Source organism: Arthrobacter sp. AOP29-A2-19, assembly GCF_058138025.1.
Map to the genome: position 1 here is coordinate 681914 of NZ_CM176894.1, position 26315 is coordinate 708228.

Here is a 26315-nt window from a genome sequence, read left to right on the forward strand (position 1 = left end):
GAAACTGACGCCGTAAACCTGTAGCATCTGTTTCCAACAACGCTTTGTGTAAAAAGGGGGAAGACTGATGATCACGAAGGCAGTGATTCCGGCGGCGGGTCTCGGGACCAGGTTCTTGCCGGCCACGAAGGCCATGCCCAAGGAGATGCTCCCGGTCGTCGACCGGCCCGCGATCCAATACGTCGTCGAAGAGGCGGTCCGCAGCGGGCTGCACGACATCGTGATGGTCACGGGACGCAACAAGCGTCCCCTGGAGGACCACTTCGACCGCGTGCCGAACATCGAGTTCGTCCTGAAGGAAAAGGGCGACCTGGAGAAGCTGGCCATGGTCCAGCACGCCTCGGACCTCGCCGACATCCACTACGTGCGCCAAGGCGATCCCAAGGGCCTCGGCCACGCCGTCCTACGTGCCCGCTACCACGTGGGCAACGAGCCCTTCGCGGTGCTGCTGGGCGACGACCTGATCGACGAGCGGGACAGCCTGCTCGACGAGATGATCGCCGTCCAGGAGCGCACCGGCGGATCCGTCGTCGCCCTGATGCCGGTCCCGGAGCACCAGATCAGCTCCTACGGCTGCGCCGACGTCGCGGAGGTGTCCGAGGACGGCTACGTGCGCATCAACGGCATGGTGGAGAAGCCCGCCGTCGAGGACGCCCCGTCCAACCTGGCCATCATCGGGCGCTACGTGCTCCACCCCGAGGTGTTCAAGGTCCTGGACCGCACCGCGCCGGGCCGCGGCGGAGAAATCCAGCTCACGGACGCGCTGCAGGAACTGGCGGGCATGGAGGGCGAGGGCGGCGGCGTGTACGGCGTTGTCTTCACCGGCCGCCGCTACGATACGGGCGACAAGCTCAGCTACGTGAAGGCCGTGGTCAAGCTCGCCGTGGAGACCAGCGACTTCGGCGACGATCTGCGCGAGTGGCTCTCCACCGAGTACGGCGTGGTGCTTCCCGAGCTCGAGAGCGACGACGTCTCCCTCGGCCGCTAGGCACAGCGAAGGCGCGGGATCCCCGAGGGGGTCCCGCGCCTTTTCCGTGCGCGGAGCGAATCGGGCTGACCAGCGAAAAGGTTGGCAATGCCTTGCCCGGCCATATGATGGAGCGACTATGGCTAGGTTATTTGGCACGGACGGCGTCCGTGGAAAAGCGAATGTTCTGATCACGCCCCAACTTGCCATGCAGCTGTCCCAGGCGGCGGCAGTGGTGCTGGGCTTCAACCAGGTGCCGGCGGGCAAGCGGCCGGTCGCCGTGATCGCCCGCGATCCCCGGATCAGCGGCGACTTCATCTCCGCCGCCATGGAGGCCGGGCTCGCCGCGGCGGGCGTCGACGTGTTCGACGCCGGTGTGCTCCCCACGCCGGCCGCCGCCTACCTGGTCGCCGACCTCGGCGCCGACTTCGGCGTGATGATCTCCGCGTCCCACAACGCCGCTCCGGACAACGGCATCAAGTTCCTCGCCCGCGGGGGCCAAAAGCTCGACGACGCCCTCGAGGACGCCATCGAGGCCGAGATGGAGCGCGAGCCGCTCCGCCCGGTCGCCGGCGACGTTGGACGCGTCCGGCGCTTCGCGGACGCCGAGGACCGCTACATCGTCCACCTGCTCGGGACGCTGCCCAACCGGCTCGACGGCGTCAAGGTGGTCCTGGACTGTGCCCACGGCGCCGCCAGCGGCTGTTCGCCCGAGGTCTTCTCCGCCGCGGGGGCGGACGTGGTGGTCATCGGCGCCGATCCCGACGGCATCAACATCAACGACGGCTACGGTTCCACCCACCTCGGGAACCTGCGGGCCGCGGTCCTGGCGCACGGGGCCCACCTGGGCATCGCGCACGACGGCGACGCGGACCGTTGCCTCGCAGTGGACCACGAGGGCAACGTGGTCGACGGCGACCAGATCATGGCCATCATGGCCACCACGCTCAAGGCCCAGGGCAAGCTCACGGACAACACGCTGGTGGCGACCGTGATGAGCAACCTCGGCCTCAAGATCGCGATGCGCGAGCAGGGCATCGAGTTCCTGGAGACCGGGGTCGGCGACCGCTACGTCCTGGAGGCCATGCGCGCCGGCGGCCTGAACCTCGGCGGGGAGCAGTCCGGCCACGTGATCTTCGCCGACTACGCCACCACGGGCGACGGCGTCCTGACCGGCCTCCAGCTGGCGGCGCGGGTCGCGGGCACGGGCCAGAGCCTCAAGGACCTGGCCGGCATCATGACGGTCCTGCCGCAGGTGCTCATCAACGTCAAGGGCGTCGACAAGGCCGCCGTGACGGCCAACACGGACATTGCGGACGCCGTCCGCGCTGCGGAGCGGGAACTCGGCGATTCCGGCCGGGTCCTGCTTCGCCCCTCCGGAACCGAACCCGTGGTCCGGGTGATGGTCGAGGCCACGGAGCAGGAGACGGCCGACGCGGTCGCCCAGCGGCTCGCCGGCGTTGTGCAGCAGGCCGTGGCGCTCGTCTGAGGCCCGGCCGGCCCCCAGCAACCGCCCCGATCCGCCCGCGACGTCCGGAAGTGACCGCACCTTGACCGACCCATCCCGCGCACGGCGCATCTTCGACATCATCGACCTGAGGGGCGAGGCCGGCAACATCTCGGGCCGGACGGCGGTGGTGCTGAACCAGGCGCCGACGGCCATCGCCACGTTGGTGGTCCTGCTGCTCATCTCCGTGGTCCACTGGCACCACACGTTGGACAACCCGATCCTGTGGGTCGGTGTCGCCATCATCGCGGCCGCCACGGTCGGCGTGTTCTACGTGCCGACGGGCCGCAGGGGCGAGAAAATGCAGCTGCTGGTGCCACTGGCCGACGTCGTGGGCCTGTCCCTGGTGGCCATCGCGGGCCACCACTCGCTGGCCGGCCTGTCCATCCTGCTGGGACTGCCGTTCTTCTGGCTCGCCTGGACGCGGATCCATCCGCGGCTGGTCCGGCTGGCGTCCTTTGTCATACCCCTCCTGGTGGTCTACATCCAGCGCGTCAACGAGGACGCCGGCGAGGGCTTCGCGTACCTGCTGCGCCCACTACTAATGCCGATCATGATCCTGGCCTTCACCGTCTCCGTGTCCGTGATGTCCGCGATCGTCTCCGGCACCGAGCGCCGCCTGGCCGGCGCCCTGCGCGAGGCGGAGACGCGCACCCTGCTGCTCAACGGCGTGCTGAACGCGGCCAACGTCGGCGTGGTCGTCGTGGACGAAAACGGGCACGACGTGCTGATGAACCCCCGCCAGGAGTCGATCCACCGGCAGGCCACGCCGCGGGACATCGCGGACCCGAACGAGCGCCAGCTGCTGATCTTCGGAGCCGACCGGAAGACCCCGCTCGAGGCGGACGACCGGCCGGTGCGCCGCGCCGTCCTGGGCGAGGAGTACTCCGGGCAGCTCGTGTGGATCGGGGAGGGCGACAACCAGGGGGCCTACGACGCCTCCGCGAAGACCATCGCGGACCAGCACGGGCGCCGCCGCGGCTCGGTGGTCGTTTTCCACGAGGTCACGGACCTGATCGAGGCGCTCACGGCCAAGGACGAGTTCCTCGCCAACGTCAACCACGAGCTGCGGACCCCGCTCACGTCGATCATCGGCTACCTGGAGCTGGCGCAGGACGATCCGGACCTCGCAAGCTCGGTGGGTGTCTACATCGGCGTCGCGCGCCGGAACGCCGAGCGCCTCCTGGGCCTCGTCGGCGACCTGCTCGACGCCGCCACGGGCCAGCTGGTCATCGACAAGGAACGGGTGGACCTGGCCGGGATCGTGGACTCGTGCGTCCAGTCCCAGTCGGTGCGCGCGGAACAGGCGGGAATCGAGCTGCGCAGCGACATCCGTGGCCCGCTGCCCACAGTGGGCGACGACCGCCGGCTGGGCCAGGTGGTGGACAACCTGCTGTCCAACGCGGTCAAGTACACAAAGTCCGGGGGAACCATCACCGTCTCCGCCTTCCGCCGCGACGACGACGTGGTCCTCGAGGTCGCGGACACGGGCATGGGCATGAGCCCGGAGGAGCTGGAGCGCCTGTTCACGCGGTTCTTCCGCACCTCCTCCGTCCGCAACGCCGCCATCGCCGGCGCCGGCCTGGGACTGGCGATCACCAAGGAACTGGTCGACGCCCACCGCGGGACCATCGAGGTGGAGAGCGCCGTGGGCCAGGGGAGCACCTTCCGCATCGTCCTGGGATCGGCGCCGGCGCTGGTGGACAGCTAGTTCGTTGTGCGACGCCGGGTCGCCCGGCGGATCTCCAGCACCTGCCGCGACGTGGCCGGCAGCTGCCGCAGGAAGCGGCCGAGCCGCGCGCGTCGCCGCAGGGCCAGCGAGGCGTCGTCCGCGGTGCGGAGGGCAAGATCGGATGCGGCCAAACTTTCCACGGACGGTGCGAGCGAGCGTGCGAGTACGCTCCACTTGTCACGCCACGGTGCGCTGAGCAGATGGTGCATCTTTATAGCTCCGGGAAGTGTGGCCTTGTTTCGAAGTAGCCAATCCTCGCTCGGCGGCGGGAATTCCAACTCGCTCGACTCGGGGTAGGCCTTCCGCAGGATGGGCTCCAGGGCAGCCAGGGAGCCAGTCTCCTCAATGAGGGGCAGGAGTTCTGACCAGGCGGGCAGGTCGGGGCGGGCCACAAGATGGTCGAAGTCCGCCTGCCCTGCCGCGCGGAACGGAACGGACGCCACATTACGGATGGCATGGGTCGCCTGGATGATGAAGTGGCCGCGCACGTCCGGCACGGGCGCCCGCCGGCCCGCGAAACCGTGCGTTGTGCCCGCGCGGGCCAGCGCCTCGAAGGAGGCTGCCTCGTCGGCGTCGAGACCGGGGAAGCGGAAGTGGACGTCAAGGTCGGTGGGCCACTGCGGGTGGTACAACGTCACCGAGTGCTTCGGCGTGCCGACACCGTCCTCGAACGGGCGCGATTCCCAGCCGCGTTCGGCCAGGGCCGCGCAGAGGGCCTCGAAATCGGCGGGGTGCACCAGCACATCGGTGTCCGCGGAGGGGCGGGCGGGCCGCATGCCCGCCGCCACGGCAGCCGGGCCCTTGATGATGAGGCAGCGGAGGCCGCGCCGTTCGGCGATGTGGGCGACCAGCGCCGCGGAGAGCGGCACGGCCTCTTCTTGCCAGAATTCCTGCTTGACGGTCACGCGTTCACTCTAGGCGACGCCGAACGGCGGGGCCGGAGGGCGGGCCCGCAAACAAGGGACCCCGCCGGTGGCGGAGTCCCCTGTCCCGCATCTTGGATGCGGGGCGAGTGGAGCGTGGTCAGGCGCGGTTCCTGAGGGAATCGCGGATCTCGGTGAGGAGGAGGACGGAGGCGTCCACTTCCTCGGGGGCCGGTTCCTGGCCGGCGGCCAGGCGTGCGTTGCGGCGTTCGATCATCTTGTTCATCGGCATCACAACGACGAAGTAGATGGCGGCGGCCACAAGAAGGAAATTGACGAGGGCGGTCAGGAAAACGCCGAACTTGACCTGGCCGAAGACCAGAAAGTTGTCGAAGTCGGGGGAGGCCACCAGCATGGAGATCAGCGGCATCAAGACGCTGTCCACCAAGGCGGTGATGACGGCCCCGAAGGCGCCGCCCATAACAACAGCAACGGCAAGGTCAACGACGTTGCCCTTCATAATGAAATCTTTGAATCCTTGGATCATGTTCGTCAGCGTACAGCGCCACAAACCCCACGTGGGGGCGCTTCGGCACAATTCTTGTTAACTTCTGCACGGGATCCCGTGACATTTGGATTACGGGTGGCCCGCGGTCTTCAGATCTTGCGGAGCAGCATCCGCCGGATCGAGTGGTCCGCGTCCTTCGTGAGCACCAGCTGGGCGCGGCCGCGGGTGGGTAGCACGTTCTCGCGCAGGTTCGGTTCGTTGATGCTGCGCCAGATCCGCAGGGCGGTCTCCCGCGCCTCGTCGTCGCTAAGCACCGAGTAGCGGTGGAAGTAGGACGCGGGGTCGGCGAACGCTCCGTCGCGCAGCCGCATAAAGCGGTGAACGTACCATTCCTCGATGTCGTTTGTCCGGGCGTCCACGTAGACGGAGAAGTCGAAGAAGTCGCTCAGGGCCAGCCCTGCGGTGCCGTCGGACCGCACGCGCGCCGGCGCCAGCACGTTCAGGCCCTCGACGATCAGCACGTCCGGCCGGCGCACCACCACTTCCTTGCCGGGGACGATGTCATATGTCAGGTGCGAGTACCACGGGGCCCGGACCTCGTCCGCCCCGGACTTGACCTCGGAGACGAACCGCAGGAGGCTTCGGCGGTCGTAGGACTCGGGGAAACCCTTGCGGTGCATCAGGCCGCGGCGCTCGAGGACCTCGTTGGGGTACAGGAACCCGTCCGTGGTGATCAGCTCCACGTTGGGGGTGTCCGGCCAGCGGCGGAGCATCTCCTGCAGCACGCGCGCCGTGGTCGACTTGCCGACCGCCACGGAGCCGGCGACGCCGATGACGAAAGGCGTGCGCTGGGTCTTCTCGCCGAGGAACGTGTTGGTCGCCTGGTGGATCTGCCAGGCCCCCTGGACGTACAGGTTCAGCAGCCGGGACAGCGGGAGGTAGACCTCGCGGATCTCGTCCAGGTCCAGCTGCTCGCCGAGTCCGCTCAGGCGGTCGAGGTCCTCCTCGTTGAGGGGCTGCTCGATCTCGTCCGCGAGCCGGGCCCACGTCTGGCGCTCCAATTCGACGTAGGGCGAGACTCCGGCGTCGTGCACTCGTTGACCATTCACCCACCGCATTCTGCCAACAGTCGGGGGTGATTCCTAAAACACTTCGCGCCGGGGTTGCCGTGAGTCCTGTGCGCGCACGGTAATCTTGAGCGCATGTGTGGAATTGTTGGCTACGTAGGCCTCGCGACGAAGACCTCCGGAACGCACGGCGCCTTGGACGTGGTGCTCGAGGGCCTGCGACGCCTCGAATACCGCGGCTACGACTCGGCCGGCGTCGCCGTGTTGACCGAGGACGGCGTCGAGGCGCGCAAGAAGTCCGGCAAGCTGACCAACCTGGTGGACCTGCTGGAGGCGGACCCGCTTCCCGCGTCCATGACCGGCATCGGCCACACCCGCTGGGCCACCCACGGCGGGCCCACTGACAGGAACGCGCACCCGCACCTGGCCGACGGCGGCAACCTGGCCGTCATCCACAACGGCATCATCGAGAACTTCGCGGAGATCAAGAAGGAACTGCTGGCCAAGGGCCACACCTTCCTGTCGGAGACGGACACCGAGGTCGCGGCCGTGCTCCTCGGAGAGATCTACAACAATGGCGGCAAGGGCGACCTGACCCTGACAATGCAGGAGGCCTCGCGCCGGCTGGAGGGCGCGTTCACGCTCCTCGCCGTGCACAAGAACCAGCCCGGCGTCGTCGTCGCCGCCCGCCGCAACTCCCCGCTCGTCGTCGGCCTGGGTGACGGCGAGAACTTCCTGGGCTCGGACGTGTCCGGCTTCATCGACTTCACCCGCCGCGCGGTAGAGCTCGGCCAGGACCAGATCGTCACGATCACGCCCGAGTCGCACAGCATCACCGACTTCTTCGGCAACCCGGCCACCGGCAAGGAGTTCCACGTCGATTGGGACGCCGCCGCGGCGGAGAAGGGCGGCTACCCGTCCTTTATGGAGAAGGAGATCCACGACCAGCCCGCGGCCGTCGCGGACACCCTGCTGGGGCGCGCGGACACCGAGGGCAGGATGATGCTCGACGAGCTGCGCATCGACCCCGAGGACCTGAAGAACATCTCGAAGATCATCGTGCTGGCCTGCGGAACCTCGGCCTACGCCGGCTCCGTGGCCAAGTACGCGATCGAGCACTGGTGCCGCATCCCGGTGGAGGTCGAGCTCAGCCACGAGTTCCGCTACCGGGACCCGATCGTCGGCGCCAACACGCTGATCGTCTCCATCTCCCAGTCGGGCGAGACCATGGACACGCTGATGGCCGTCCGCTACGCCAAGGAGCAGGGCGCCAAGACGCTGTCCATCTGCAACACCAACGGCTCCACGATCCCGCGCGAGTCCGACGCCGTGCTCTACACGCACGCCGGCCCGGAGATCGCGGTGGCCTCCACCAAGGCGTTCCTTGCCCAGATCACCGCCACGTACCTGCTGGGCCTGTACCTGGCGCAGTTGCGCGGCAACCTGTTCACCGGCGAGATCAGGGACATCCTGGCGGACCTGCACGAGATCCCGGCCAAGATCCAGAACGTCCTGGACCGCGCCGAGGACATCAAGGCGCTGGCGCGCTCCATGTCCGACGCCGAGTCGGTGCTGTTCCTGGGGCGCCACGTCGGCTACCCGGTGGCGATGGAGGGCGCGCTGAAGCTCAAGGAGATCGCCTACATCCACGCCGAGGGCTTCGCCGCCGGCGAGCTCAAGCACGGCCCGATCGCGCTGATCGACGACGGCAAGCCGGTGTTCGTGGTGGTCCCGTCGCCGCGGGGCCGGCACTCGCTGCACTCCAAGGTGGTCTCCAACATCCAGGAGGTCCGCGCCCGCGGCGCGAAGACCCTGGTGATCTCGGAGGAGGGGGACGAGACCGTGCGCGAGTACGCGGAGTTCGTCTTCCCGGTCCCGCAGACCGCGCCGCTGCTGATGCCGCTGCTGGCCACGGTCCCGCTGCAGCTGTTCGCGTGCGAGCTGGCCACGGCCAAGGGGTTCGACGTGGACCAGCCGCGCAACCTGGCCAAGTCCGTCACCGTCGAGTAGCCCGTCCGGCCGGCTCGTCCCGGCTAAGCTCGCCTCTGGGCCAGGCCGCGCACGTAGGCGGCCTGGCCCACGTGCTGCGCGGTGTCGTCCAGCACGCTGATCAGGCGGACCGCGGCCGTGACGGGCGGGTTCCAGCGGCGGTCGACAATGCTGGCGTAGGAGCCGCGGTCCATGCCCCCGACCAGGTCCAGCGTCCTGGCGTGCACCTCGGCGTGGTAGCCGTCGAGCAACACCGGGTCCACGGTGGTAAAGCGCCCGACGTCGTCCGCGTCCTGGCCGAATCCCGAGGCCATGGGGGAGTAGGGGAGGCCGAACCGCTCCGCCCACCCGCCCTCGGCCCAGGCTTGGCCGCCCGGGGCGCGCCCGAAGCCCCGCGCGGGAGGCTCCGCGCCGCCGAGCACCTCCACGATGCCGGCGACGTGGTCGTCTTGGACGCGTGTCAGGTGCCAGACCAGCCAGGCGATGGGGTTCGCGGCGGCATCGGGACGGTACAGGAGCGCGTCGGCGTCGAGCCCGTCGAGCACGGCGGAGACGTTCTCCCGCACCCGCCCGAAGCCGTCGGCCAGCAGTTCCCTCGCGAGTTCGGTGTCCATGCCGAACAGCATGGACGGCCACGGGGCGGGTGTCGAGCCCGGCGCGCCTATCCGGGCAGCGCGTCGGCGGCGAGGCTGCCCGCGACGACGGTGGCCACGTTGCGGACGGTGTGCAGCTCGCCGGCCGGCAGCCCAAACGGATCCACTGAACTGACGGCGAGGTCCGCCCGCGCGCCCACGGCGACGCGTCCGGCGTCGTCGAAGTGCAGCACCCGGGCCGATCCCGCCGTGTAGGCCTCCAGCGCGCGGCGCAGGCCGAGCGCCTGGCGAGGCAGCAGCGGCTCTTCGGTGGTGCGGCCGGGCGGCGTGCGGTTGACCGCCACATGGATGGCCTGCCACGGATCCGGGGTGGAGACCGACCAGTCCGACCCCATGGCCAGCTCCGCCCCGCTCGCGTCCAGGTCCGCGAACGGGTACTGCCACGCGGCGCGTTCCGTGCCCAGGATCGGCAAGGTCAGCTCGCGCATCTGCGCGTCGTTGCAGGCCCACAGCGCCTGCAGGTTGGCCGTGACGCCCAACTCGGCGAACCGTGGGACGTCGCGGGGGTTCACGATCTGCAGGTGCGCCATGTGGTGGCGCAGTCCCGCGGGGCCGCCCGCGGGGCGGGTCAGCGCGACCGCGTCCAGGGCCGTCCGGACCGCACGGTCCCCGATCACGTGGAAATGCAGGTTGAAGCCGGCGTTGTGGAGGGCCGGGACCACGCTGTTGAGGAGTTCGGGGCCGAGGTAGGACATGCCGCGGTCCTCGCTGGGGCACCAGCCGCCCGCCGCCGCGGCCACACCGGAGCAACCGCACGGTTCCAGATACGGTTCCTCGAGCGCGGCGGACCTGTTCTCCGGAACCCCGTCCACCATCAGCTTGATCGTGTCCGTCCGGAAGCCCCGCGCGGCGTTGGCCGCCCGCCGCTCAACGAAGCTGCCGACGAGGTCGGCGAGCGGCACCGAGTCCGCGTCGCGGGGCAGCCACAGCGCGCCCGTGGCCCGCGCCCGCAGCGTTCCGTCCGCGATGGTGTGCCGGTAGGCCGCGGCCACGTCCGGGTATCCCGCGTACTGCCCGACGATCGCCTCCTGCCAGCCCGTGACGCCGAAGCCCGCGAGGTGCTCCTGGGCCGCGAGGATGCCTGCCGCCAGGCGCTCGATGGAGGGCTCGGGCAGGATCCGGGTCACCAGGTCCATGGCGCCCTCGTGCAGTGCCCCGCTGGGGGAGCCGTCGGAGCCGCGCTCGATCCGCCCGTCCGCCGGATCCGGGGTGCCGGCGTGGATGCCCGCGAGTCGGAGCGCCGCGGAGTTCACCCATGCGCCGTGGTGGTCGCGGTTGAGGAGGAACGCGGGGCGGTCCGGGACCACCAGGTCCAGTTCCGCGGCCGTGGGATTGCCTCCGGGGAAGTGCGCCATGGACCAGCCCGCGCCTGTGATCCATCCGCGCGCGGTCGTGCCGCCGGGGTCGGGCGCGAAGGGGTCGGACGCGTCGGCGTAGGCGCGGACCAGCCCGGGATAGTCTGAGCGGCCCAGCGCGCCGGAAAGGTCGCACGTCGTGGCCTCGTATCCGGCGAACGCGGCGTGCACGTGCGCGTCGACGAACCCCGGCGTCACCAGGCCGCCGCGCACGTCCAACACGTCGCGGGCGTGCGGGAAACGCTCGCGGACGTCGTCGTCGCTCCCGACGGCGGCGATGGTTCCGTCCACAACGGCCACCGCGGTCGCCGTCAGATGCCTGCGCGCGCCGTCGAAGATGCGGCCGCCCCGCAGGACCAGGTCGGCCGTGTCCCGTGCCCGCACCTAGCCCGTCCGCCCGGAGACCCGATCGGCCAAGCGGGCGACGCCGGACGTCGTCGCCCGCCCGTCGCGTTCCCTCCGGTCCGCGTGGTGGTAGGCCGCGTACATGGTCTTCACGGCGAGCCAACGCAGGGGTTCCGGCTCCCACTTGCGGACCGTCCTGTTGACCCAGGGCATGGCCGTGAGCTCCGTCCGGTCTCCCCGGACCAGGTCCCGAAGCGTCCGCCCCGCCAGGTTCGTGGCCGTCACCCCGGTCCCCACGTACCCTCCGGCGAAGCCGAGGCCCGTGGCCGGGTCGTAGTTGACGGTGGACTTCCAGTCGCGGGGAACCCCCAGCACGCCTGCCCAGGCGTGGTCGATCGCGGCGCCGCGGGTCGCGGGGAACATTTCGTTGAGCATGGCCGTGAGCGCCACGATGGTCTGGGGCTGGGTGGCCCCGTCCATGTCCGTCTTGGAGCCGAAGCGGTAGGGGACGCCGCGTCCGCCGATCGCGATGCGGTCGTCCGCCGTGCGTTGCAGATACACGTACGCGTGGGCCAGGTCCTCGAGCGTCTCGCGCCTCTCCCACCGGGCGTCCCTCCAGAAGTCCCCGGGCAGCGGCTCGGTGACGATCATCGACGAGTTCATCGGCAGCCACTCGCGGTGCAGGCCCTTGATGTTGGCGGTGAAGCCTTCGGTCGCGCGCAGGATGGTCCGGGCGCGCACGCGGCCCCGGGCGGTGGCCGCCGAGCCCGGGACGATCTCGAGGACCTCGGTGTCCTCGAAGATCGGGACCCCGAGCCGCTCGACGGCGCCAGCCAGGCCCCGGACCAGCTTGGCCGGGTGGATGCGGGCGCAGTGGGGGATGTGCATCCCTCCCACGGCCCCGGCGACGCCGACCCGGCCCCGGGTCTCCTCGGCGTCCAGGAGCCGCGCGTCGTCCTCCGGCCAGCGCGCCTCCTCCGCGGCGAGCTCGCGCAGCCGCCCCAGCTGCGCCGCGTTGCGCGCCACCAGAAGCTCGCCGCCCTTCACGATGTCCGCGTCGATTGCCTCGTCGGCGGCGGCCCGGATGACCTCGTCGACGGACTCGTTGAACAGCTCCTGGAAGCGCCCCGTGACCTCCCGGCCGTGGGACCGCGCGTAGCCCGTGCGCCCGCCGGTGATCGTGTTGGCGAGCCAGCCGCCGTTGCGCCCGGACGCGCCGAAGCCGGCGAAGCGGGACTCGAGCACCACCACGTTCAGGGACGGCTCCGCCTTCTTGAGGTAGTACGCCGTCCAGAGTCCGGTGTAGCCGGCGCCCACGATGGCGACGTCGGCCTCGAGGTCTCCCGGCAGCGGCGCCCGCGGCGCGGGCACACCGGCCGCCGCGTACCAGAAGGAAACGTTGCCGTTGACTGTCATCGGGTCTCTTCTCGTTGGGGGTTATTGGCCGCGGTCACCGACTGCCGCGCTACGTGACGGACTGCTCGCCGGTGTCCGGGAGCAGCGACCCCGTCTCCGGGTCCCAGTGCGCGTAGGCCTGTTCGCCCGCCCCGATGTCCGCGCCGTCCGCGAGGGACCCGCGGACGATTCCGGTGGAGCCGTCGGGCAGCCGCAGCTCGAACTTGCGCCCGGAGCCCAGGTAGATGCTCTGCGTCACGGTGACGGGGCAGCCGAGGTGGCCCGGCGGAACCCGCTCCGCGGAGCGCGCCAGCCTGATGTGCTCCGGGCGCAGCACCAGGGCGGCCGGCCCGGCGAAAGGGGTCCGCCGTCCGCGCAGCACCGCCCCGTGGAAGCCTAGGGTCCACTCGTCCCCGGACCAGTCCGGCGTCCCGCGGAACACGGTGGATTCGCCCATGAAGGTGGCCACGAACAGCGTCTGCGGCGCCTCGTACAGCCGGGAGCTGGCGCCGACCTGTTCGATCCGCCCGTTGTTGAAGATCGCGATGCGGTCGCTCAGGACCAGGGCCTCCTCCTGGTCGTGGGTGACGAACACAAACGTCCGCCCCACCTCTTGGTGGATGCGCTTGATCTCCAGCTGCAGCTTCTCGCGCAGGTTCTTGTCCAGCGCGCCGAGCGGCTCGTCCATCAGGAGCGCGCGCGGCTCGAAGACCATGGCGCGCGCGAACGCGATGCGCTGCTGCTGGCCGCCGGAGAGCTCGGCGGGGTAGCGGTCGGCGTAGGACGCGAGTCCCACGGTCGCCAGCGCCTCCGCCACGCGGCGCTTCTGCTCCGCCCGCGCAACCTTGCGCTGAACCAGCGGGAACGCGATGTTCTGCCCCACGCTCATGTGCGGGAACAGCGCGTAGTGCTGGAACACCACGCCCAGCCCGCGCTTGTCCGCGCGGATGTTGTCCACCCGCTTGCCGTCGATCTCGATGTGCCCCGCGGTCAGGTCGGTGAACCCGGCGATGAGGTTGAGCGTCGTCGTTTTCCCGCTGCCGGAGGGCCCCAGCAGCGTGATGAACTCCCCGGGCTCGATGGTCAGCGTGACGTCCTCGACGGCGGCAGCGTCCCCGTATCTCTTGGTCACGTTGGTGATGTCGATGCGGGTGCCGGGCCCGCCGTCCACGAGCTGGGTCTTAGCCACGTTTCCTCCTGCGCATGCCTAGAAGGCCGATGGTGATGATGGTGGTGGTCAGAAGCATGATCATGGTGGCCGCCGCGGCGATGGTCGGGTCGGTGTCTCGGGTGACGGACGCGTACATCTTCACCGGGAGGGTCTCCAGGAACGGGCTCTTGATGAAGATCGAGACCACCACCTCGTCGAACGAGGTCACGAACGCGAACAGGGCGCCGGAGACCACGCCGGGCATGATCAGCGGCAGGGTGACCTGGCGGAAGGCCTGGATGCGGTTGGCGCCCAGGCTGATCGCGGCCAGCGTCAGCCGGTCGTCGTACCCGGTGAGGGTCGCGGCGACGGAGACGACGACGAACGGCACGGCCAGCACGGTGTGCGCCAGGACAAAGCCCAGGAGGGTGCCGAGCATGCGCGCCTCGAGGAACACCGCGTACACGCCGATCGCAATGATGATGGCGGGAACCACCATCGGCGCCAGGATCAGGGCCTGGCCCACGGCGGAGGCCCTGCGGTTGGTCCAGCGCCGCAGTCCGACGGCGGCCGCCGTGCCGATCGCCGTGGCCACGACCGTGACGATCAGGCCGACCAGCATGGAGTTGCCCATGGCCTTCAGCCACGCGCGGTCCGTGAAGAAGTTCTGGTACCACTCGGTGGACCAGCCGGTGGGCGGGAAGGTCAGCGAAGCCTTGTCCGTGAAGCTGAGCGGGATGACGATCAGCGTGGGCAGCACCAGGATCGCGGCGACCAGCGCGGAGAACACCCACAGCAGGGTCCGGGTGGTGGCGGAGGTTTTCATGCTGCGCCCCCGTCAGGCGTGGGTGCGGTGGCCCGTTTGCGGCCCAGCCTGCCCAGCGCGGCCATGGCCGCCAGCAGGATGAGCACGGCCACCAGCAGGACGACGCCGAGCACGGCGCCGCGGCCCCATTGGAGTTGGCCGCTGACCTGCGTGTAGATGTACTGGGAGATAAGCATTTCGGTGGGGGACCCCAGCAGCGCGGGCGTGATGTAGAACCCGAGGGCCTGGATGAACACCAGCAGGCTTCCGGAGAGGACGCCGGGCATGGCCAGCGGGACAAAGACCTTTATGAAGGCCACCGTTGGCGTGGCGCCCAGGCTGGTGGCGGCCTGCATCAGCCGCAGGTCCACCCCGGACATGGCGTTGTAGAGTGGCAGGACCATAAAGGGAAGCAGCACCTGGACCATGCCGATGAGCACCCCGATCGGGTTGCGCATCAGGGCCAGGGGACCGATCCCGATGGCCTCGAGCCCCGCGTTGACCAGCCCGTTGTCCTGCAGCAGGATGATCCACGCGAACGTCCGGATCATCAGCGACGTCCAGAACGGCACCATGACCAGGATCAGCAGGACGTTGCGGGTCCTTTTCCCGGAGATCGTCATTAGGTACGCGTACGGGTAGGCCAGCGCCAGGCAGATGGCCATGGTCAGGAACGCCACCCAGAGGGTGCGCCAGAGGATGCCGAGGTTGCTGGCGCTGCCGAAGAACCACTCGTAGTTCTGCAGTCCCAGCTCGGGGAACGCGAAGCTGCGCCAGAGGGCCACCACCAGGGGGTAGGAGAAGATGCCGAGGGTGAGCAGCGCCGCGGGGAGCAGGAGGAAGAAGACCGCCCAGTTGTTCCGGCGGCCGTGGGGCGTGGTGCCGGGCGCGGGGCGCCCGGCGGCGGGGCCCGCCGGGACGGCGGACCCCACTGCGCTGCCGAGGACCGTGGTCATCCGTTGATCCAAGCGAGGTACTTCTCCAGAGCGGCGGGGTAGTTCTCACCCCACCAGGCGAAGTCGGTCTTGAAGATCTTGGACTCGACGTCCGGCGACGTCACCAGGTACTGCTTGGCCAGGTCGTCGACGTCCGGCTCGGCCTCCTTGTTGACGGGGGAGTAAGACGTCGTTTCCGTCAGCTTTTCCTGCTGCTCCTTGCCCAGGTAGTAGTTGATGAACGCCATGGAAGCCTTGGGGTTCTTCGCGTTGGTGGGGACGCCGATGACGTCCATGACCAGCATGCCGGTGTCCCAGGCGGGCGAGTAGTCCGCGCCGTTCTTCACGGCCGAGTAGGCGCGCCCGGACCAGACGACGGCGATGTCGGCGTCGCCGGATTCGATCATTTGCTGCGACTCGGCGCCGGTCTTCCAGTAGATCAGGCTGTCCTTGATGGTGCCGAGCTTGGCGAGCGCCCGGTCGACGTCCAGCGGGTAGATCTCCTCCTCCGCCACGCCGTCGGCGAGGAGGGCGCCCTCGAGGATGGGTCCGACGTCGCCGCCGTTGATCGCCCGCTTGCCGGGGAAGGCCTCCGTGTCGAAGAAGTCCTCCCAGGTCTGGGGCCCGTTGCCGCCGTACTTCGCGTTGTTGGACATCATGACGTTGGCGTACTGCATGGCGGGCACGTAGCAGTCGCTGACGAGTCCCTCGGGGACCTGGGAGACGTCGATGATGTCGTAGTCGAGCTTCTGGAGGTTCTTGCCGCACTGGCCCGCCGCCCACGTGGAGTCCATGTCCACCACGTCCCAGGTGACGTTGTCGGATTCGACCTGGGCCTGGATCTTCGCGTACTCCATGGGGCCGTCGGAGAGGATCTCCGCGCCGGACTCCTCGCCGAACGGTGTGCCGGCGGCCTCCATCTGGCCGTCCTGGTAGATGCCTCCGTAGGAGGCGAACGTCAGCGTGGTGCCGTCGAGCGCGCCGGCCTTGACCGTCCCGGCCTGGGCCGGCTCGCTCCCGAGGTCCACCTCCGGGGCCGGGGCCGAGCCCCCGCCGCAGGCGGTGAGGCCCAGGAGCGACGCGGCTCCGAGGGCCAGGGTTATCCTCACGCGGGTACTTGTCTTCTTCATGGGACTTCCTTTCCAGGATGGGTTCCGGTGTGGCGGACTTGCGCTTCTCTTCCGTTCGGCGGGGTGCTAGTCGGGTGTGGGCGGGCTGATGATCCAGAGGACCTCGGCGGGGCCGGCGCCGTTGTTGCGCAGGCCGTGCGGGACGGAGGTGTTGAGGTCCACCAGGTCCCCCTGTTCCAGGTGGTGGCTGGTGTCCCCGACGGCCACGTCGACCGCGCCGCGGAGGCACAGCAGCATCTCCTGGGCGTCGCCGTGCGTGTAGAGCTCCCCGCCCGTCCCGGCCCCCGGCTCCAGCACGCCGAGGTACACCTCCAGGTTCCGCAGGGGTGTGGAGGACAGCAGGTACTTGGTGAGGCCGCCCTCGGAGAGGATCACGGTGCGCTCGCCGTGGCGGAGCACGCCGCGGCCGTGCGGATTGTCGCCGTCGATCAGCTCCGCGACCGTCAGGCCGAGCGCACGCGACATCCGCCGCAGCGTGGAGATGCTGGCGCCCGAGCGCCCGTTCTCCAGATGGGAGACGAAGGCGGGGCTGACGCCGGCGTCGCCCGCCAGCCGCCGGACCGACAGCCCGCGGACGGTCCGCGCCGCGCGGATCCGCGCGCCGATGTCCCCCGTCCCGTCCACGGCGTTCGACGGCATGGAGCCCCCTCCTGTGATCCGGTTCACTATACGAAGTGTTGAGAGCGACGATACGACGCCGATAGTCCGGCCGCTAGGGTCGGCGGCGGAATTTACACGACCGTCATCGGGTGGCCCGCCGTTCGGCAGTGCCGGCCCGCGTCATCGGCGGGGCGGCCCGCGGCGCGGCTCGCCGGAGCTAGCCCCGCATCCGCCTGCCCTGCGGATCGTAGAAGGGGCGGCGGCCGAGCGTCGCGGGGACGTCGGCGCCGCGGATGCGGACCGTCGCGGGCCCGTCCGGGGCGTCCGCGGCGATGCGGGCGTGCCCCACGGCGGCGCCGAGCGTGTGGCCGTAGGCGCCACTGGTCATGCGGCCCACCACGCGCCCGCCGACGGAGACGGCCTCGTCGTGGAAGAGGAGCGGCTCGGGGTCGTGGAGCAACACGTGGACAGTGCGCTCGGGGAGGGCGGACCGGTCGAGCGCCTCCAGCGCCTCCCGTCCCGTGAACCGTGCCGGCTTGCCCATGGCCACCGTGAACCCCAGGCCCGCGGTGTAGGGGTCGTCCGCCGGGCCGATGTCGTGGCCGAGATGCCGGAACCCGCGTTCGCTGCGCAGCGTGTCCAGGGCGTGGTAGCCGGCCATGCGGGCCCCGAATCCGGCGCCGGCGTCCCAGAGCGCGTCGAAGGCGTTCACGGCGAGGTCCGCCGGCACGTACAGCTCGAAGCCCAGTTCGCCGACGAAGCTCACGCGCAGCGCGTAGGCGTACCCGTCTCCCAGCTGCACCTCCCGGCCGTGTGTGTAGGGAAGCGATGCGTTGGACCAGGCCCCGTTGGACCAGTCCGCGTTGGCCCAGTCCGCGGGGGAAACGGCCGCCATCAGCCTTCGGCTCTCGGGTCCCATCACCGCGATCGTGGCCCAGCCCGCGGTCGCGTCGAAGACCGCGGCGGCATGGCCGTCCGCGGCGCGGCGCAGGAGCTGGAGGGCGAGGTCCTGCGCCGCGGCCGGCGCGACGAACCAGAACCTGTCGCGGCCCAGCCGCAGCACCGTGCCGTCGAGCTGGATGCCGCCCCGCCGGTTGAGGGCCAGGGTGTAGACCGACTTCCCGACCGGCAGGTCGACGTCGGCGGTCACCGTCCGCTGGAGCACGTCCAGGGCGGCGGGGCCGGCCACCTCGATCTTCGCGAAGGAGCTGAGGTCGAAGAGTGCGACGCCGGTGCGCGCCGCCCGGTGTTCGTCGCCGACGCGCCCAAACCACCGCTGCCGGCCGAAGCCGTAGTCGTACGCCGGCGTCGTCCCCGGGTCCCCATACCAGTTGGCGCGCTCCCAGCCGTTGAGTTCCCCGAAGCAGGCGCCGAGCGCGGCCGTGCGTTCGTGCAGCGGTGAGCGGCGGACGCCGCGGGCCGTGGCGGGCTGCAGCTGCGGCCAGTGCATGGCGTAGAGCCGCCCCAGGGCCTCGGTGGTGCGCGCGTGGAGGTAGCGCGCGCTGGCCTGGTGGCGGGAGAACCGGCGGACGTCCACGGCGGAGGCATCGAAGGCCGGGGCGCCGTCGAGGATCCAGGCGGCCAGCTCCTTGCCGGCGCCCGGCGCGAAGATGATCCCCTGCGAGTTGAACCCGGCGGCGACGTAGAGCCCGGGCACCTCCGCGGTCTCGCCGAGGGCGAAGTCCCCGTCCGGTGTGAAGCCCTCCGGCGCGTTGAGGAAGCGCTCGAACCCGGCGTCCGCCAGCAGCGGGACGGCGGCCTCGGCCTTGGCTCGGACGGGGGCGAAGTGCCCCCAGTCGGCGGGGAACTCCGCGAACCCGTCCGCGGGAACGCTCTCCACGGTCCGTGGCAGGCCGTGCGGCTCGAAGGCCCCGACCAGCAGGTGGCCGCCCTCTGCGCGGATGTAGTAGTGGTTGTCCAGGTCGCGGAAGACGGGCAGGCCGTCGGCGCCGTCGACGGGGGCCGTCCGCACGTGGACGTGCTCCGCGGGATAGACCGGCACGTGCGCCCCGGCGGTCCGCGCCAGGTCACGGGTCCACAGCCCGGCGGCGAGCGTGACGGTGTCGGCCAGGACGTCGCCGGCGGTGGTCCGCACGCCCGTCGCGCGGCCACCCTCGACCAGGATTCCGGTGACGCGGACCCGCTCGTGCAGGGCGGCCCCGTGGTCGGCGGCGAGCTTGCCCAGCGCGATGGCCGCGTGGCCGGGGTTGACGTGCCCGTCCCCTGGAACGAACAGGGCCTTGCGGATGCCGGCCGGGTCCGCGGCGGGCCAGTGCCCGAGCACCTGCTCCGGGGTGAGGACGTGCGCCTCCACGCCGTTGAGCCGGGCGACGTCGTGCGCGTACTCGACCTCCGCCGCGCGGCCGTCCGTCCGGGCGACCATCAGCGAGCCGACCGGGCTGAAGGCGACGTCGATTCCGGTTAGCTCCTGCAGGCCCGCGTACATGTCCCTGCCGTAGGAGGCGAGCCGGGTCAGCACCGTGGTGGAGCGGCTCGCCGTCACCAGCCCGGCGGCGTGCCAGGTGGTCCCGGACCCGAGCACGTTGGCCTCCAGGACGGCCACCGGCGCCCCCCGCATCGCCAGGTGCGCGGCGATGCTCAGCCCAACGATCCCTCCGCCCACCACCACGTGGCCCACGTGGCGGGGGAGGCCCGGCCCGGACGCCTCCCCGGGCAGTCGTTCCTTGGGTGCGATCATGTGCGCCCCGATGGACTTGTCGACCAAGCGGTCCATGCGTGCTCTCCTCCGGTCAGGCGGGGGCGTGCGCCCCCACCGACCGTCCGACAGATCGGGCGAACCGTCAAGATGCGGGCCATGCGGGGGAGGCGTCAAGCAGCGGGGCGAAAGTTGCCAAAACAACTAGTGAGGTAGGAGTTAACTAATTGTGGTGCGGATCACAAGTTGTGCAATGCTGGCGGCAATCAATGGCGATTGCACGACCGACGCGAGAGGCGACCCGCATGCACATTCTCGAAACGCTCCACGAGAACCTGACCGCCTGGTGGGAGACGCACGTGACGGGACCGGACCCCGCGCCCGGCGCCTCGCACCTGGACCGCCTCGATGGCGTCGGCGCGGGGGATCGGGCCGCCGGCGCCTAGTCCGCCTCGCGCCGCGGGGCGCCAAGCTCCAGTTCGTCTTGCCCCGAAGGGCGCCAGGCCTCAAGGCGACGGACCGCCCGGCGCGCGCAGGGGCCGTTGGCCGCGTCAGCCCATGAGCGAGTCGAGTCCCGCACCGTCGGTGGCGGGCAGCAGCGAGGCGTACCGGTCGTAGATGGCGGCCCGCGCGCGGCTGCCCGCCTCGGCGGCCTCGCCCGCGGCGATGGCCTCGAAGATGCCGCGGTCCAGCGCGGCCGACTCCGCCTCGGTCCGCTCCGTGGAGCCGGAGTCCTTCAACTGCCGCGTGATGAGTTCCAGGATCGCGCCGGCCACGGCGCGCCCGCACATGGCCAAGAGGGCGTTTCCGCTGGCCTCCCAGACGGCGAGGTGGAAGTCCATGTCGGCGCGGGCGAACGCTTCGGCGTCCTTCCCCACCTCGCCCTCCATGCGCTCGATGCACGAGCGCATGCGCTCCAGCTGCTCCTCCGTGTGCAGGGCCGACGCGAGCCGGCACGCCGAGGAGTCCAAAACCAGGCGGAACTGCACCAGCTCCGTCATGGACAGGGACTCCAGCCGCACCATGGTCGCGAAGGACCGGGTGAGGGACGCGGGGGAGGGCTCGAGGACCAGGGGGCCGCCGCGCCCCCCGGGCTTGGACTCGATCAGGCCCATGGACTGCAGGACCCGCAGGGCTTCGCGGATGGTGGGCCGGGAGACCGAGAACTGGACCATCAGTTCCCGCTCGGACGGGAGGTGGTCTCCCGGGCGGACGCTCCCGGACGTGATCGCGGACTCGATCTGCTCCACGACCCTTTCGTAGGTGCGGACCGGGACGGCAGGGGTGAAGTTCGTCGTCAAGGTGCTCCCTCGGGTGGGGTGTGGCTGCCGATGTTGCAATGCCTCACAGTTTACGGCCAAATTCATCCAACTGGTCTTACCATCGAACTCAGTAGAAATATGCGTGCAATTCCCCGTTGCATGGATCACAATGAACCTGTGGTGGCCGTCACCTGAACGGAAACCTGGGATCATCAGCACTCGGACTAGTAACAAGCAAAGGACCGGACATGCCGCTGCGAAACTTGGGCAAGAAAACCCTGGCCGTCCCGGCCCTGGCCGTCACCGCCGCCCTGGCCCTCTCGGGATGCAACGCGGGATCGGGCGGCGCGGACACCGCGGACGGCGCCGCGAGGACGGACATCGTGGTGGCGCTCACCGGCGAGCCCGTGAACCTGGACTTCACCACCACGGCCGGGGCGGCCATTCCGCAGGCGCTCATGTCCAACGTCTACGAGGGCCTGGTGGAGGTGGACCAGGACGGCGAGATCCAGCCGCTGCTCGCAGAGTCCTGGGAGCTGTCGGAGGACCGCAAGGACTACACCTTCACGCTCCGCGACGGAGTCACGTTCTCCAACGGCGAGGCCTTCGACGCCGACGACGTGAAGTTCTCCATCGAACGCGTCCAGTCGGACGCCTGGGTTTCCGGCATGAAGGCGAAGATGGACATCGTCGACTCGGTCACGGTGGAGTCGCCCACGTCCGTCACCGTGTCCCTCAAGCAGCCCTCCAACGCCTGGCTCTTCAGCATGACCACGCTGGTCGGCGCAATGTTCGACCCCTCCGGCGTGGACGACCTGGCCAACGAGGCCGTCGGCACCGGTCCGTTCCAGCTCGAGTCCTGGACCCGCGGCGAGTCGATCGAGTTCGCGGCCCGCGGGGACTATTGGGGGACCGCGCCCAAGGTCCAGAAGGCGACGCTACGCTACTTCGGCGACGCGGTCGCCACCACCAACGCCCTCCGGTCCGGCGACGTGGACGTCGTCTACAACATGCAGGCCCCGGAGCTGGTCAACTCCTTCGAGACGGACAGCAACTACCAGGTGATCGAGGGGACCTCCAACGGCGAGATCGTCCTGTCCATGAACAACAAGGCCAAGCCCTTCGACGACGTGCGCGTGCGGCAGGCCGTGATGTACGCGATCGACCGGCAGGCCGTCGTCGACACCGCCTGGAACGGTTTGGGCACTGCCGTCGGCGGCCCGGTGCCGCCGACCGATCCGTACTACGAGGACCTCAACGCGGTGTACCCGTACGACCCCGAGAAGGCCAAGTCGCTGCTGAAGGAGGCCGGCGTCGAGAACCTCGACATCGTGTTCACCGTCCCGACGCGCCCCTACGCCTCCGCCGTCTCCGAGATCGTGGTGTCCCAGCTCAAGGACGTCGGAATCAACGCGACCATCGAGAGCGCCGAATTCCCCGCGGTCTGGCTGGACAAGGTTTTCACGCAGCACGACTACCAGATGTCCGTGGTCCTGGCGGTCGAGGCCCGCGACGTGCTGACGATGTTCAACAACCCGGACTACTACCTCGGGTTCGACAACAAGGAGATCGCTCCGCTGGCGGCGGCCGCGGACAAGGCCGACGAGGCCGGGTACGTGGACGGGATGAAGAAGGTGGTCCGCACCATCGTCGACGACGCCGGCGCGGACACGCTCTTCATCTTCCCGAACGTTGTGGTCGCCAAGGCCGGGGTCGCCAACATCCCCGCCAACTCGGTCACCGAGGCGCTGGACCTGACCGACATCGGCTGGCAGTAGCGGCGCGGGAAGGCCGGCGGCATGATCCCCAGAATCCTCACCAACCTTCTCAGGTTCGTGGTCACGTTCACCGTCGCGACGGTGATGGTCTTCCTGCTGCTGCGCGCGGTGCCCGGCGACCCGGCGAAGATCGCCCTCGGCGAGCATGCGACGCCGGAGCTTCTGGCCCAGATGCAGCGCGAGTTCGGCACCGATAGGCCGCTGGTGGCCCAGTACCTCGACTGGGTGCTGGGCCTGCCGTTCGGCGACTTCGGAATGTCCTACGTGACGCGGAGCGACATCTCGCCGCTGATCGCCGACCGCGTCCAGGTGTCCCTGATCCTGGTGGTCTTGGCGATGCTGCTGGCCCTGATCGTCGCCATTCCCTTCGGCACGCTCGCCGCGGTGCGGCACCGGAAGGCCTCGGGCGCGATCATCAGCGCGGTGAGCCAGCTGGGCATCGCCATTCCCGGCTTCCTGGCCGGAATCATGCTGGTGGTGGTGTTCGCGCTGGGGCTGGGCTGGTTCCCCGCCAACGGTTGGACGCCCCCCGGGCGGGATTTCGCCGACTTCCTGTCCCGCGTCACGCTGCCCGTGGTGGCGCTGGCCTCCGTCCAGGCGGCCATCCTCACCCGGTACGTGCGTTCCGCGGTGCTGGAGGTCATGAGCGAGGACTACCTCCGGACGGCGCGGGCCAAGGGGCTCTCGCCAATGAAGGCCCTGGTCAAGCACGGGTTGCGCAACGCGGCCATCCCGGTCATCACCGTCACGTCGGTGCAGCTGGCCGCGTTGATCATCGGCGCGGTGGTGATCGAGAAGGTGTTCGCGATCCCGGGCCTCGGATCGATGCTGCTGGATTCGGTCGCCAACCGGGACATGCTGGCGGTGCAATCGATCGTGATGGTGCTCGTTGGCATCACCCTGGTCATCAATCTTGTGGTCGACGTCCTCTACACCGTCGTCGACCCGCGCATCCGGAAATCGGCCTAAGGGGCAGTCCATGACAACCACTTCAACGCCCCGGACCCGCGTCAGGAAAAGGCGCCCGCCGGGCGGCAGCATGATCGCGGGATCCGTCCTGGTGGGACTGGTGGTCCTGGCCGCCGTCGTGTCGCTGTTTTGGACGCCGTTCGATCCGGTCCAGGCGATGCCCGCGGACCGGCTCCAGGGCTCCAGCGCGGAACACCTGATGGGCACGGACAAGTTTGGCCGCGACACCTTCTCCGCCATCCTCGCCGGCGCGCAGATCACGCTCCTCGTGGGGGTCGTAGCAGTGCTGATCGCGCTGGTGGTCGGCACACCACTGGGCATCCTGGCCGGCATGCGGCGCGGGGCGGTGGAGGAGGCCACCATGCGCTTCGCCGACGTCCTGCTCGCGTTTCCGGCGCTCCTGGTCGCCATCGTCTTCTCGGCCGTGTTCGGCGCCAGCACGATGACGGCCATGGTCGCCATCGGCATCGGCTCGGTTCCCGGCTTCGCGCGGGTGGCGCGCTCCGGCACGCTGCAGGTGATGAGCACCGAATACGTGCAGGCGGCCCGGGCGTCGTCGCAGCCGGCGCTGCGCATCGCGCGGCGCCACGTCCTGCCCAACATCGCGGGCATGGTGGTGGTCCAGTGCTCCGTGACCTTCGGCCTGGCCGTCCTCGCGGAGGCCGCGCTGTCCTTCCTGGGCCTGGGCACCCCGCCCCCCATCCCGTCCTGGGGCCGGATGCTGCAGACCTCGCAGGAGTTCTGGGGCACGGAACCCATGCTCGCCGTGTGGCCGGGCCTGGCCATCGCGGTCGCGGTCATGGGCTTCAACCTGCTCGGCGACGCCCTCCGCGACCGTTTTGACCCGAAACTGAATGGAGAGCGCTGATGAACAATCCGGCGGGAGTCCCCGGCAACACGCTCCTGAACGTGGAGAACCTCGGCATCGGGATCCGCGGAGTGCCCCTGGTGGAGAACGTCTCCTTCGCGATGGCGCAGGGCGAACGCATCGGACTGATCGGCGAGTCGGGCTCCGGCAAGTCGCTGACCAGCACCGCCATCATGGGCCTGCTGCCGGAGGGGCTCCAGGCCTCCGGTTCGGTGACCCTCGCCGGGCACAACGCCAACTTCGTCGACGCGCCGGACGCGACCATGCGCAAGATCCGCGGCCGCGACATGGCCATGGTCTTCCAGGAGCCGCTGACAGCGCTGAACCCCCTGATGAAGGTGGGTGCCCAGGTGGCGGAGATCATGCTCCAGCACCGGACGGTCGCCTCCCGCCGGGAGGCCAACGCCAAGGCGGTGTCCATGCTGGCCTCGGTGAAGCTTCCGGACCCCGCTGAGGCTGCCAAGGCCTACCCGCACCAGCTCTCCGGGGGACAGCGGCAGCGCGTGATGCTCGCCATGGCCCTGGCCAACGACCCGTCACTGCTGCTGTGCGACGAGCCCACCACCGCGCTCGACGTCACCGTGCAGCGCCAGGTCCTGGACCTGGTCCTCGAGTCCGTGGTCCTGCGCGGAACGGGCCTGTTGTTCATCACTCACGACTTGGCGGTGGTGGCGAACATGTGCACCCGCGTGCTGGTCATGAACAACGGCAGGATCGTCGAGGAAGGGGCCACGGAGGACATCTTCTCGACGCCCCGGCACCCTTACACGCGCGGGCTGCTGGCCGCCAGCGACCTGGAGGCCACGGACCGCGAGGGCCGGCTCTTCACCGTCGCCTCGTCCGCCGCCTATGTCCCGCCGAGCGTGGAGGAGGCGCGCCAGTTGGCCGCCGAAGCGTCCGCGGCCGTGGCCGCGCCGGCGGCCGAGGGCACGGGACCCGCGGTCATCACCGTGGGCAACCTCGGGCGTACCTACACCCGCGGCAGGACCCGGCTCTTTGGCAAGCCCACCGAGGTGCACGCGCTCAAGGACGTGAACTTCCAGGTCAGGGCGGGCGAACGGCTCGGCGTGGTGGGGGAGTCCGGCTCCGGCAAGACGACGCTGCTGCGCATCCTCGCCGGCCTCGACCGTCCCACCGCCGGCTCGGTGGTCGTCGCCGGCAACGAGGTGGCCGGGGCCCGGGAGGCCGATCTGGTCCAGCTGCGCCAGGAGCTCCAGATCGTGTTCCAGGATCCCATGGGGTCCCTGGACCCGCGGATGAAGGTGCTGGACATCATCACCGAGCCGCTCTTGGTTCCCGGGCGGACCGAGACCGCCGCGGACCGCCGGCGGATGGCCACCGAGATGCTGGAGGCCGTGGGGCTCGGCGCCGAGACGCTGGAACGCTATCCCCACCAGTTCTCCGGCGGACAGCGGCAGCGCATCTCCATCGCCCGGGCGCTGATCTGCCGCCGCCGCGTGCTCGTCGCCGACGAGCCCGTCTCCGCCCTGGACGTGTCCGTCCGCGCGCAGGTGCTCAACCTCCTCTCGGACCTGGTCGAGCAGTACCGGCTGACCTTGGTGTTCGTCTCCCACGACCTGGCCGTGGTCAGGCACCTCTGCGACCGCGTGGTGGTGATGCGCAGCGGCGAAATCGTCGAGGAGGGCATGACCGAGTCCGTCTACGCGGATCCGCAGCACCCGTACACCCAGAAGCTCGTCGCCAGTTCAATGAACCTGCGCAGCGAGGTCCTGGCCAAGGAACTGGTCGCGAACCAGCCCGAATGAACCGCGCCCATGGCG

Annotated in this window: 22 protein-coding genes; 9 read left to right on the plus strand and 13 right to left on the minus strand. The window is 69.9% G+C overall.

Going from position 1 to position 26315, the window contains the following annotated elements:
• Window positions 1–67: 67 nt before the first annotated feature.
• From galU to AC3ZJJ_RS03115, 3 genes are all read left to right on the plus strand, one after another.
• Window positions 68–988, plus strand: a complete 921-nt coding sequence (gene galU, locus AC3ZJJ_RS03105) for a UTP--glucose-1-phosphate uridylyltransferase GalU (RefSeq protein WP_489893800.1) — start codon at window positions 68–70, stop codon at window positions 986–988.
• Window positions 989–1106: 118 nt separating this feature from the next.
• The gene (gene glmM / locus AC3ZJJ_RS03110) at window positions 1107–2456 is read left to right on the plus strand and encodes a phosphoglucosamine mutase (RefSeq protein WP_489893801.1); all 1350 of its coding nucleotides are present in this window, start codon (window positions 1107–1109) and stop codon (window positions 2454–2456) included.
• Between the two features lie 61 nt (window positions 2457–2517).
• Complete coding sequence (locus tag AC3ZJJ_RS03115; RefSeq protein ID WP_489893802.1) at window positions 2518–4185, plus strand: sensor histidine kinase; 1668 nt, start codon at window positions 2518–2520, stop codon at window positions 4183–4185.
• Here the strand turns inward: AC3ZJJ_RS03115 and AC3ZJJ_RS03120 are convergent.
• The 3 genes from AC3ZJJ_RS03120 to coaA form a co-directional block, all read right to left on the minus strand.
• The gene (locus AC3ZJJ_RS03120) at window positions 4182–5111 is read right to left on the minus strand and encodes a nucleotidyltransferase family protein (protein ID WP_489893803.1); all 930 of its coding nucleotides are present in this window, start codon (window positions 5109–5111) and stop codon (window positions 4182–4184) included. The two genes, AC3ZJJ_RS03115 and AC3ZJJ_RS03120, sit on opposite strands and share 4 nt — an antisense overlap.
• A 118-nt stretch (window positions 5112–5229) precedes the next feature.
• On the minus strand, window positions 5230–5616 hold the full coding sequence (mscL, locus tag AC3ZJJ_RS03125; RefSeq protein WP_489893804.1) for a large conductance mechanosensitive channel protein MscL: 387 nt from the start codon (window positions 5614–5616) through the stop codon (window positions 5230–5232).
• Window positions 5617–5726: 110 nt separating this feature from the next.
• Window positions 5727–6686 carry a type I pantothenate kinase gene (gene coaA / locus AC3ZJJ_RS03130; protein WP_489893805.1) on the minus strand — a complete coding sequence of 320 codons (960 nt, stop codon included), beginning with the start codon at window positions 6684–6686 and terminating at the stop codon, window positions 5727–5729.
• A 93-nt stretch (window positions 6687–6779) separates the two neighbouring features.
• Here coaA and glmS point away from each other — a divergent pair, with 93 nt between their 5' ends.
• The gene (gene glmS / locus AC3ZJJ_RS03135) at window positions 6780–8654 is read left to right on the plus strand and encodes a glutamine--fructose-6-phosphate transaminase (isomerizing) (protein WP_489893806.1); all 1875 of its coding nucleotides are present in this window, start codon (window positions 6780–6782) and stop codon (window positions 8652–8654) included.
• Between the two features lie 23 nt (window positions 8655–8677).
• Here glmS and AC3ZJJ_RS03140 read toward each other — a convergent pair whose 3' ends face one another.
• From AC3ZJJ_RS03140 to AC3ZJJ_RS03180, 9 genes are all read right to left on the minus strand, one after another.
• Window positions 8678–9247 (minus strand): mycothiol transferase, encoded by a 570-nt coding sequence (locus tag AC3ZJJ_RS03140; RefSeq protein ID WP_489893807.1) that lies wholly within the window; start codon window positions 9245–9247, stop codon window positions 8678–8680.
• 47 nt (window positions 9248–9294) lie between these two features.
• Window positions 9295–11025: an amidohydrolase gene (locus AC3ZJJ_RS03145; RefSeq protein WP_489893808.1), complete on the minus strand. Its 1731-nt coding sequence runs from the start codon at window positions 11023–11025 to the stop codon at window positions 9295–9297.
• Window positions 11026–12402 carry an NAD(P)/FAD-dependent oxidoreductase gene (locus AC3ZJJ_RS03150; RefSeq protein ID WP_489893809.1) on the minus strand — a complete coding sequence of 459 codons (1377 nt, stop codon included), beginning with the start codon at window positions 12400–12402 and terminating at the stop codon, window positions 11026–11028. It abuts the gene before it with no gap.
• 49 nt (window positions 12403–12451) lie between these two features.
• Window positions 12452–13570 carry an ABC transporter ATP-binding protein gene (locus AC3ZJJ_RS03155; RefSeq protein ID WP_489893810.1) on the minus strand — a complete coding sequence of 373 codons (1119 nt, stop codon included), beginning with the start codon at window positions 13568–13570 and terminating at the stop codon, window positions 12452–12454.
• Window positions 13563–14357: an ABC transporter permease gene (locus AC3ZJJ_RS03160; RefSeq protein WP_489893811.1), complete on the minus strand. Its 795-nt coding sequence runs from the start codon at window positions 14355–14357 to the stop codon at window positions 13563–13565. The genes AC3ZJJ_RS03155 and AC3ZJJ_RS03160 overlap by 8 nt, the downstream gene beginning before the upstream one ends.
• Window positions 14354–15292, minus strand: a complete 939-nt coding sequence (locus AC3ZJJ_RS03165; RefSeq protein WP_489893812.1) for an ABC transporter permease — start codon at window positions 15290–15292, stop codon at window positions 14354–14356. Before AC3ZJJ_RS03165 ends, AC3ZJJ_RS03160 begins: the two co-directional genes overlap by 4 nt.
• Window positions 15289–16401 (minus strand): ABC transporter substrate-binding protein, encoded by a 1113-nt coding sequence (locus AC3ZJJ_RS03170; RefSeq protein ID WP_489893813.1) that lies wholly within the window; start codon window positions 16399–16401, stop codon window positions 15289–15291. The genes AC3ZJJ_RS03165 and AC3ZJJ_RS03170 overlap by 4 nt, the downstream gene beginning before the upstream one ends.
• A gap of 66 nt (window positions 16402–16467) precedes the next feature.
• On the minus strand, window positions 16468–17040 hold the full coding sequence (locus AC3ZJJ_RS03175) for a helix-turn-helix domain-containing protein (protein WP_489893814.1): 573 nt from the start codon (window positions 17038–17040) through the stop codon (window positions 16468–16470).
• A gap of 178 nt (window positions 17041–17218) precedes the next feature.
• Window positions 17219–19735 (minus strand): GcvT family protein, encoded by a 2517-nt coding sequence (locus AC3ZJJ_RS03180; RefSeq protein WP_489893815.1) that lies wholly within the window; start codon window positions 19733–19735, stop codon window positions 17219–17221.
• Window positions 19736–19962: 227 nt separating this feature from the next.
• Between AC3ZJJ_RS03180 and AC3ZJJ_RS03185 the strand changes: the two genes are divergently transcribed.
• A complete protein-coding gene (locus AC3ZJJ_RS03185; protein WP_489893816.1) occupies window positions 19963–20103 on the plus strand; it encodes a hypothetical protein in 141 nt (46 codons plus the stop codon).
• Window positions 20104–20208: 105 nt separating this feature from the next.
• On the opposite strand, the gene AC3ZJJ_RS03190 is transcribed toward AC3ZJJ_RS03185, so the two are convergent.
• Window positions 20209–20958, minus strand: coding sequence for a FadR/GntR family transcriptional regulator (locus AC3ZJJ_RS03190; RefSeq protein WP_489893817.1), 750 nt, complete (start codon window positions 20956–20958; stop codon window positions 20209–20211).
• 209 nt (window positions 20959–21167) lie between these two features.
• On the opposite strand from AC3ZJJ_RS03190, the gene AC3ZJJ_RS03195 reads away from it, so the two are divergent.
• Genes AC3ZJJ_RS03195 through AC3ZJJ_RS03210 form a run of 4 tightly spaced genes read left to right on the plus strand, consistent with a single transcriptional unit; the run spans window position 21168 to window position 26300 of the window.
• A complete protein-coding gene (locus AC3ZJJ_RS03195) occupies window positions 21168–22697 on the plus strand; it encodes an ABC transporter substrate-binding protein (RefSeq protein ID WP_489893818.1) in 1530 nt (509 codons plus the stop codon).
• A gap of 21 nt (window positions 22698–22718) precedes the next feature.
• Window positions 22719–23666 carry an ABC transporter permease gene (locus AC3ZJJ_RS03200; RefSeq protein ID WP_489893819.1) on the plus strand — a complete coding sequence of 316 codons (948 nt, stop codon included), beginning with the start codon at window positions 22719–22721 and terminating at the stop codon, window positions 23664–23666.
• Between the two features lie 10 nt (window positions 23667–23676).
• Window positions 23677–24534, plus strand: coding sequence for an ABC transporter permease (locus AC3ZJJ_RS03205; RefSeq protein WP_489893820.1), 858 nt, complete (start codon window positions 23677–23679; stop codon window positions 24532–24534).
• On the plus strand, window positions 24534–26300 hold the full coding sequence (locus tag AC3ZJJ_RS03210; protein WP_489893821.1) for a dipeptide ABC transporter ATP-binding protein: 1767 nt from the start codon (window positions 24534–24536) through the stop codon (window positions 26298–26300). Before AC3ZJJ_RS03205 ends, AC3ZJJ_RS03210 begins: the two co-directional genes overlap by 1 nt.
• The last annotated feature ends 15 nt before the right edge of the window (window positions 26301–26315 follow it).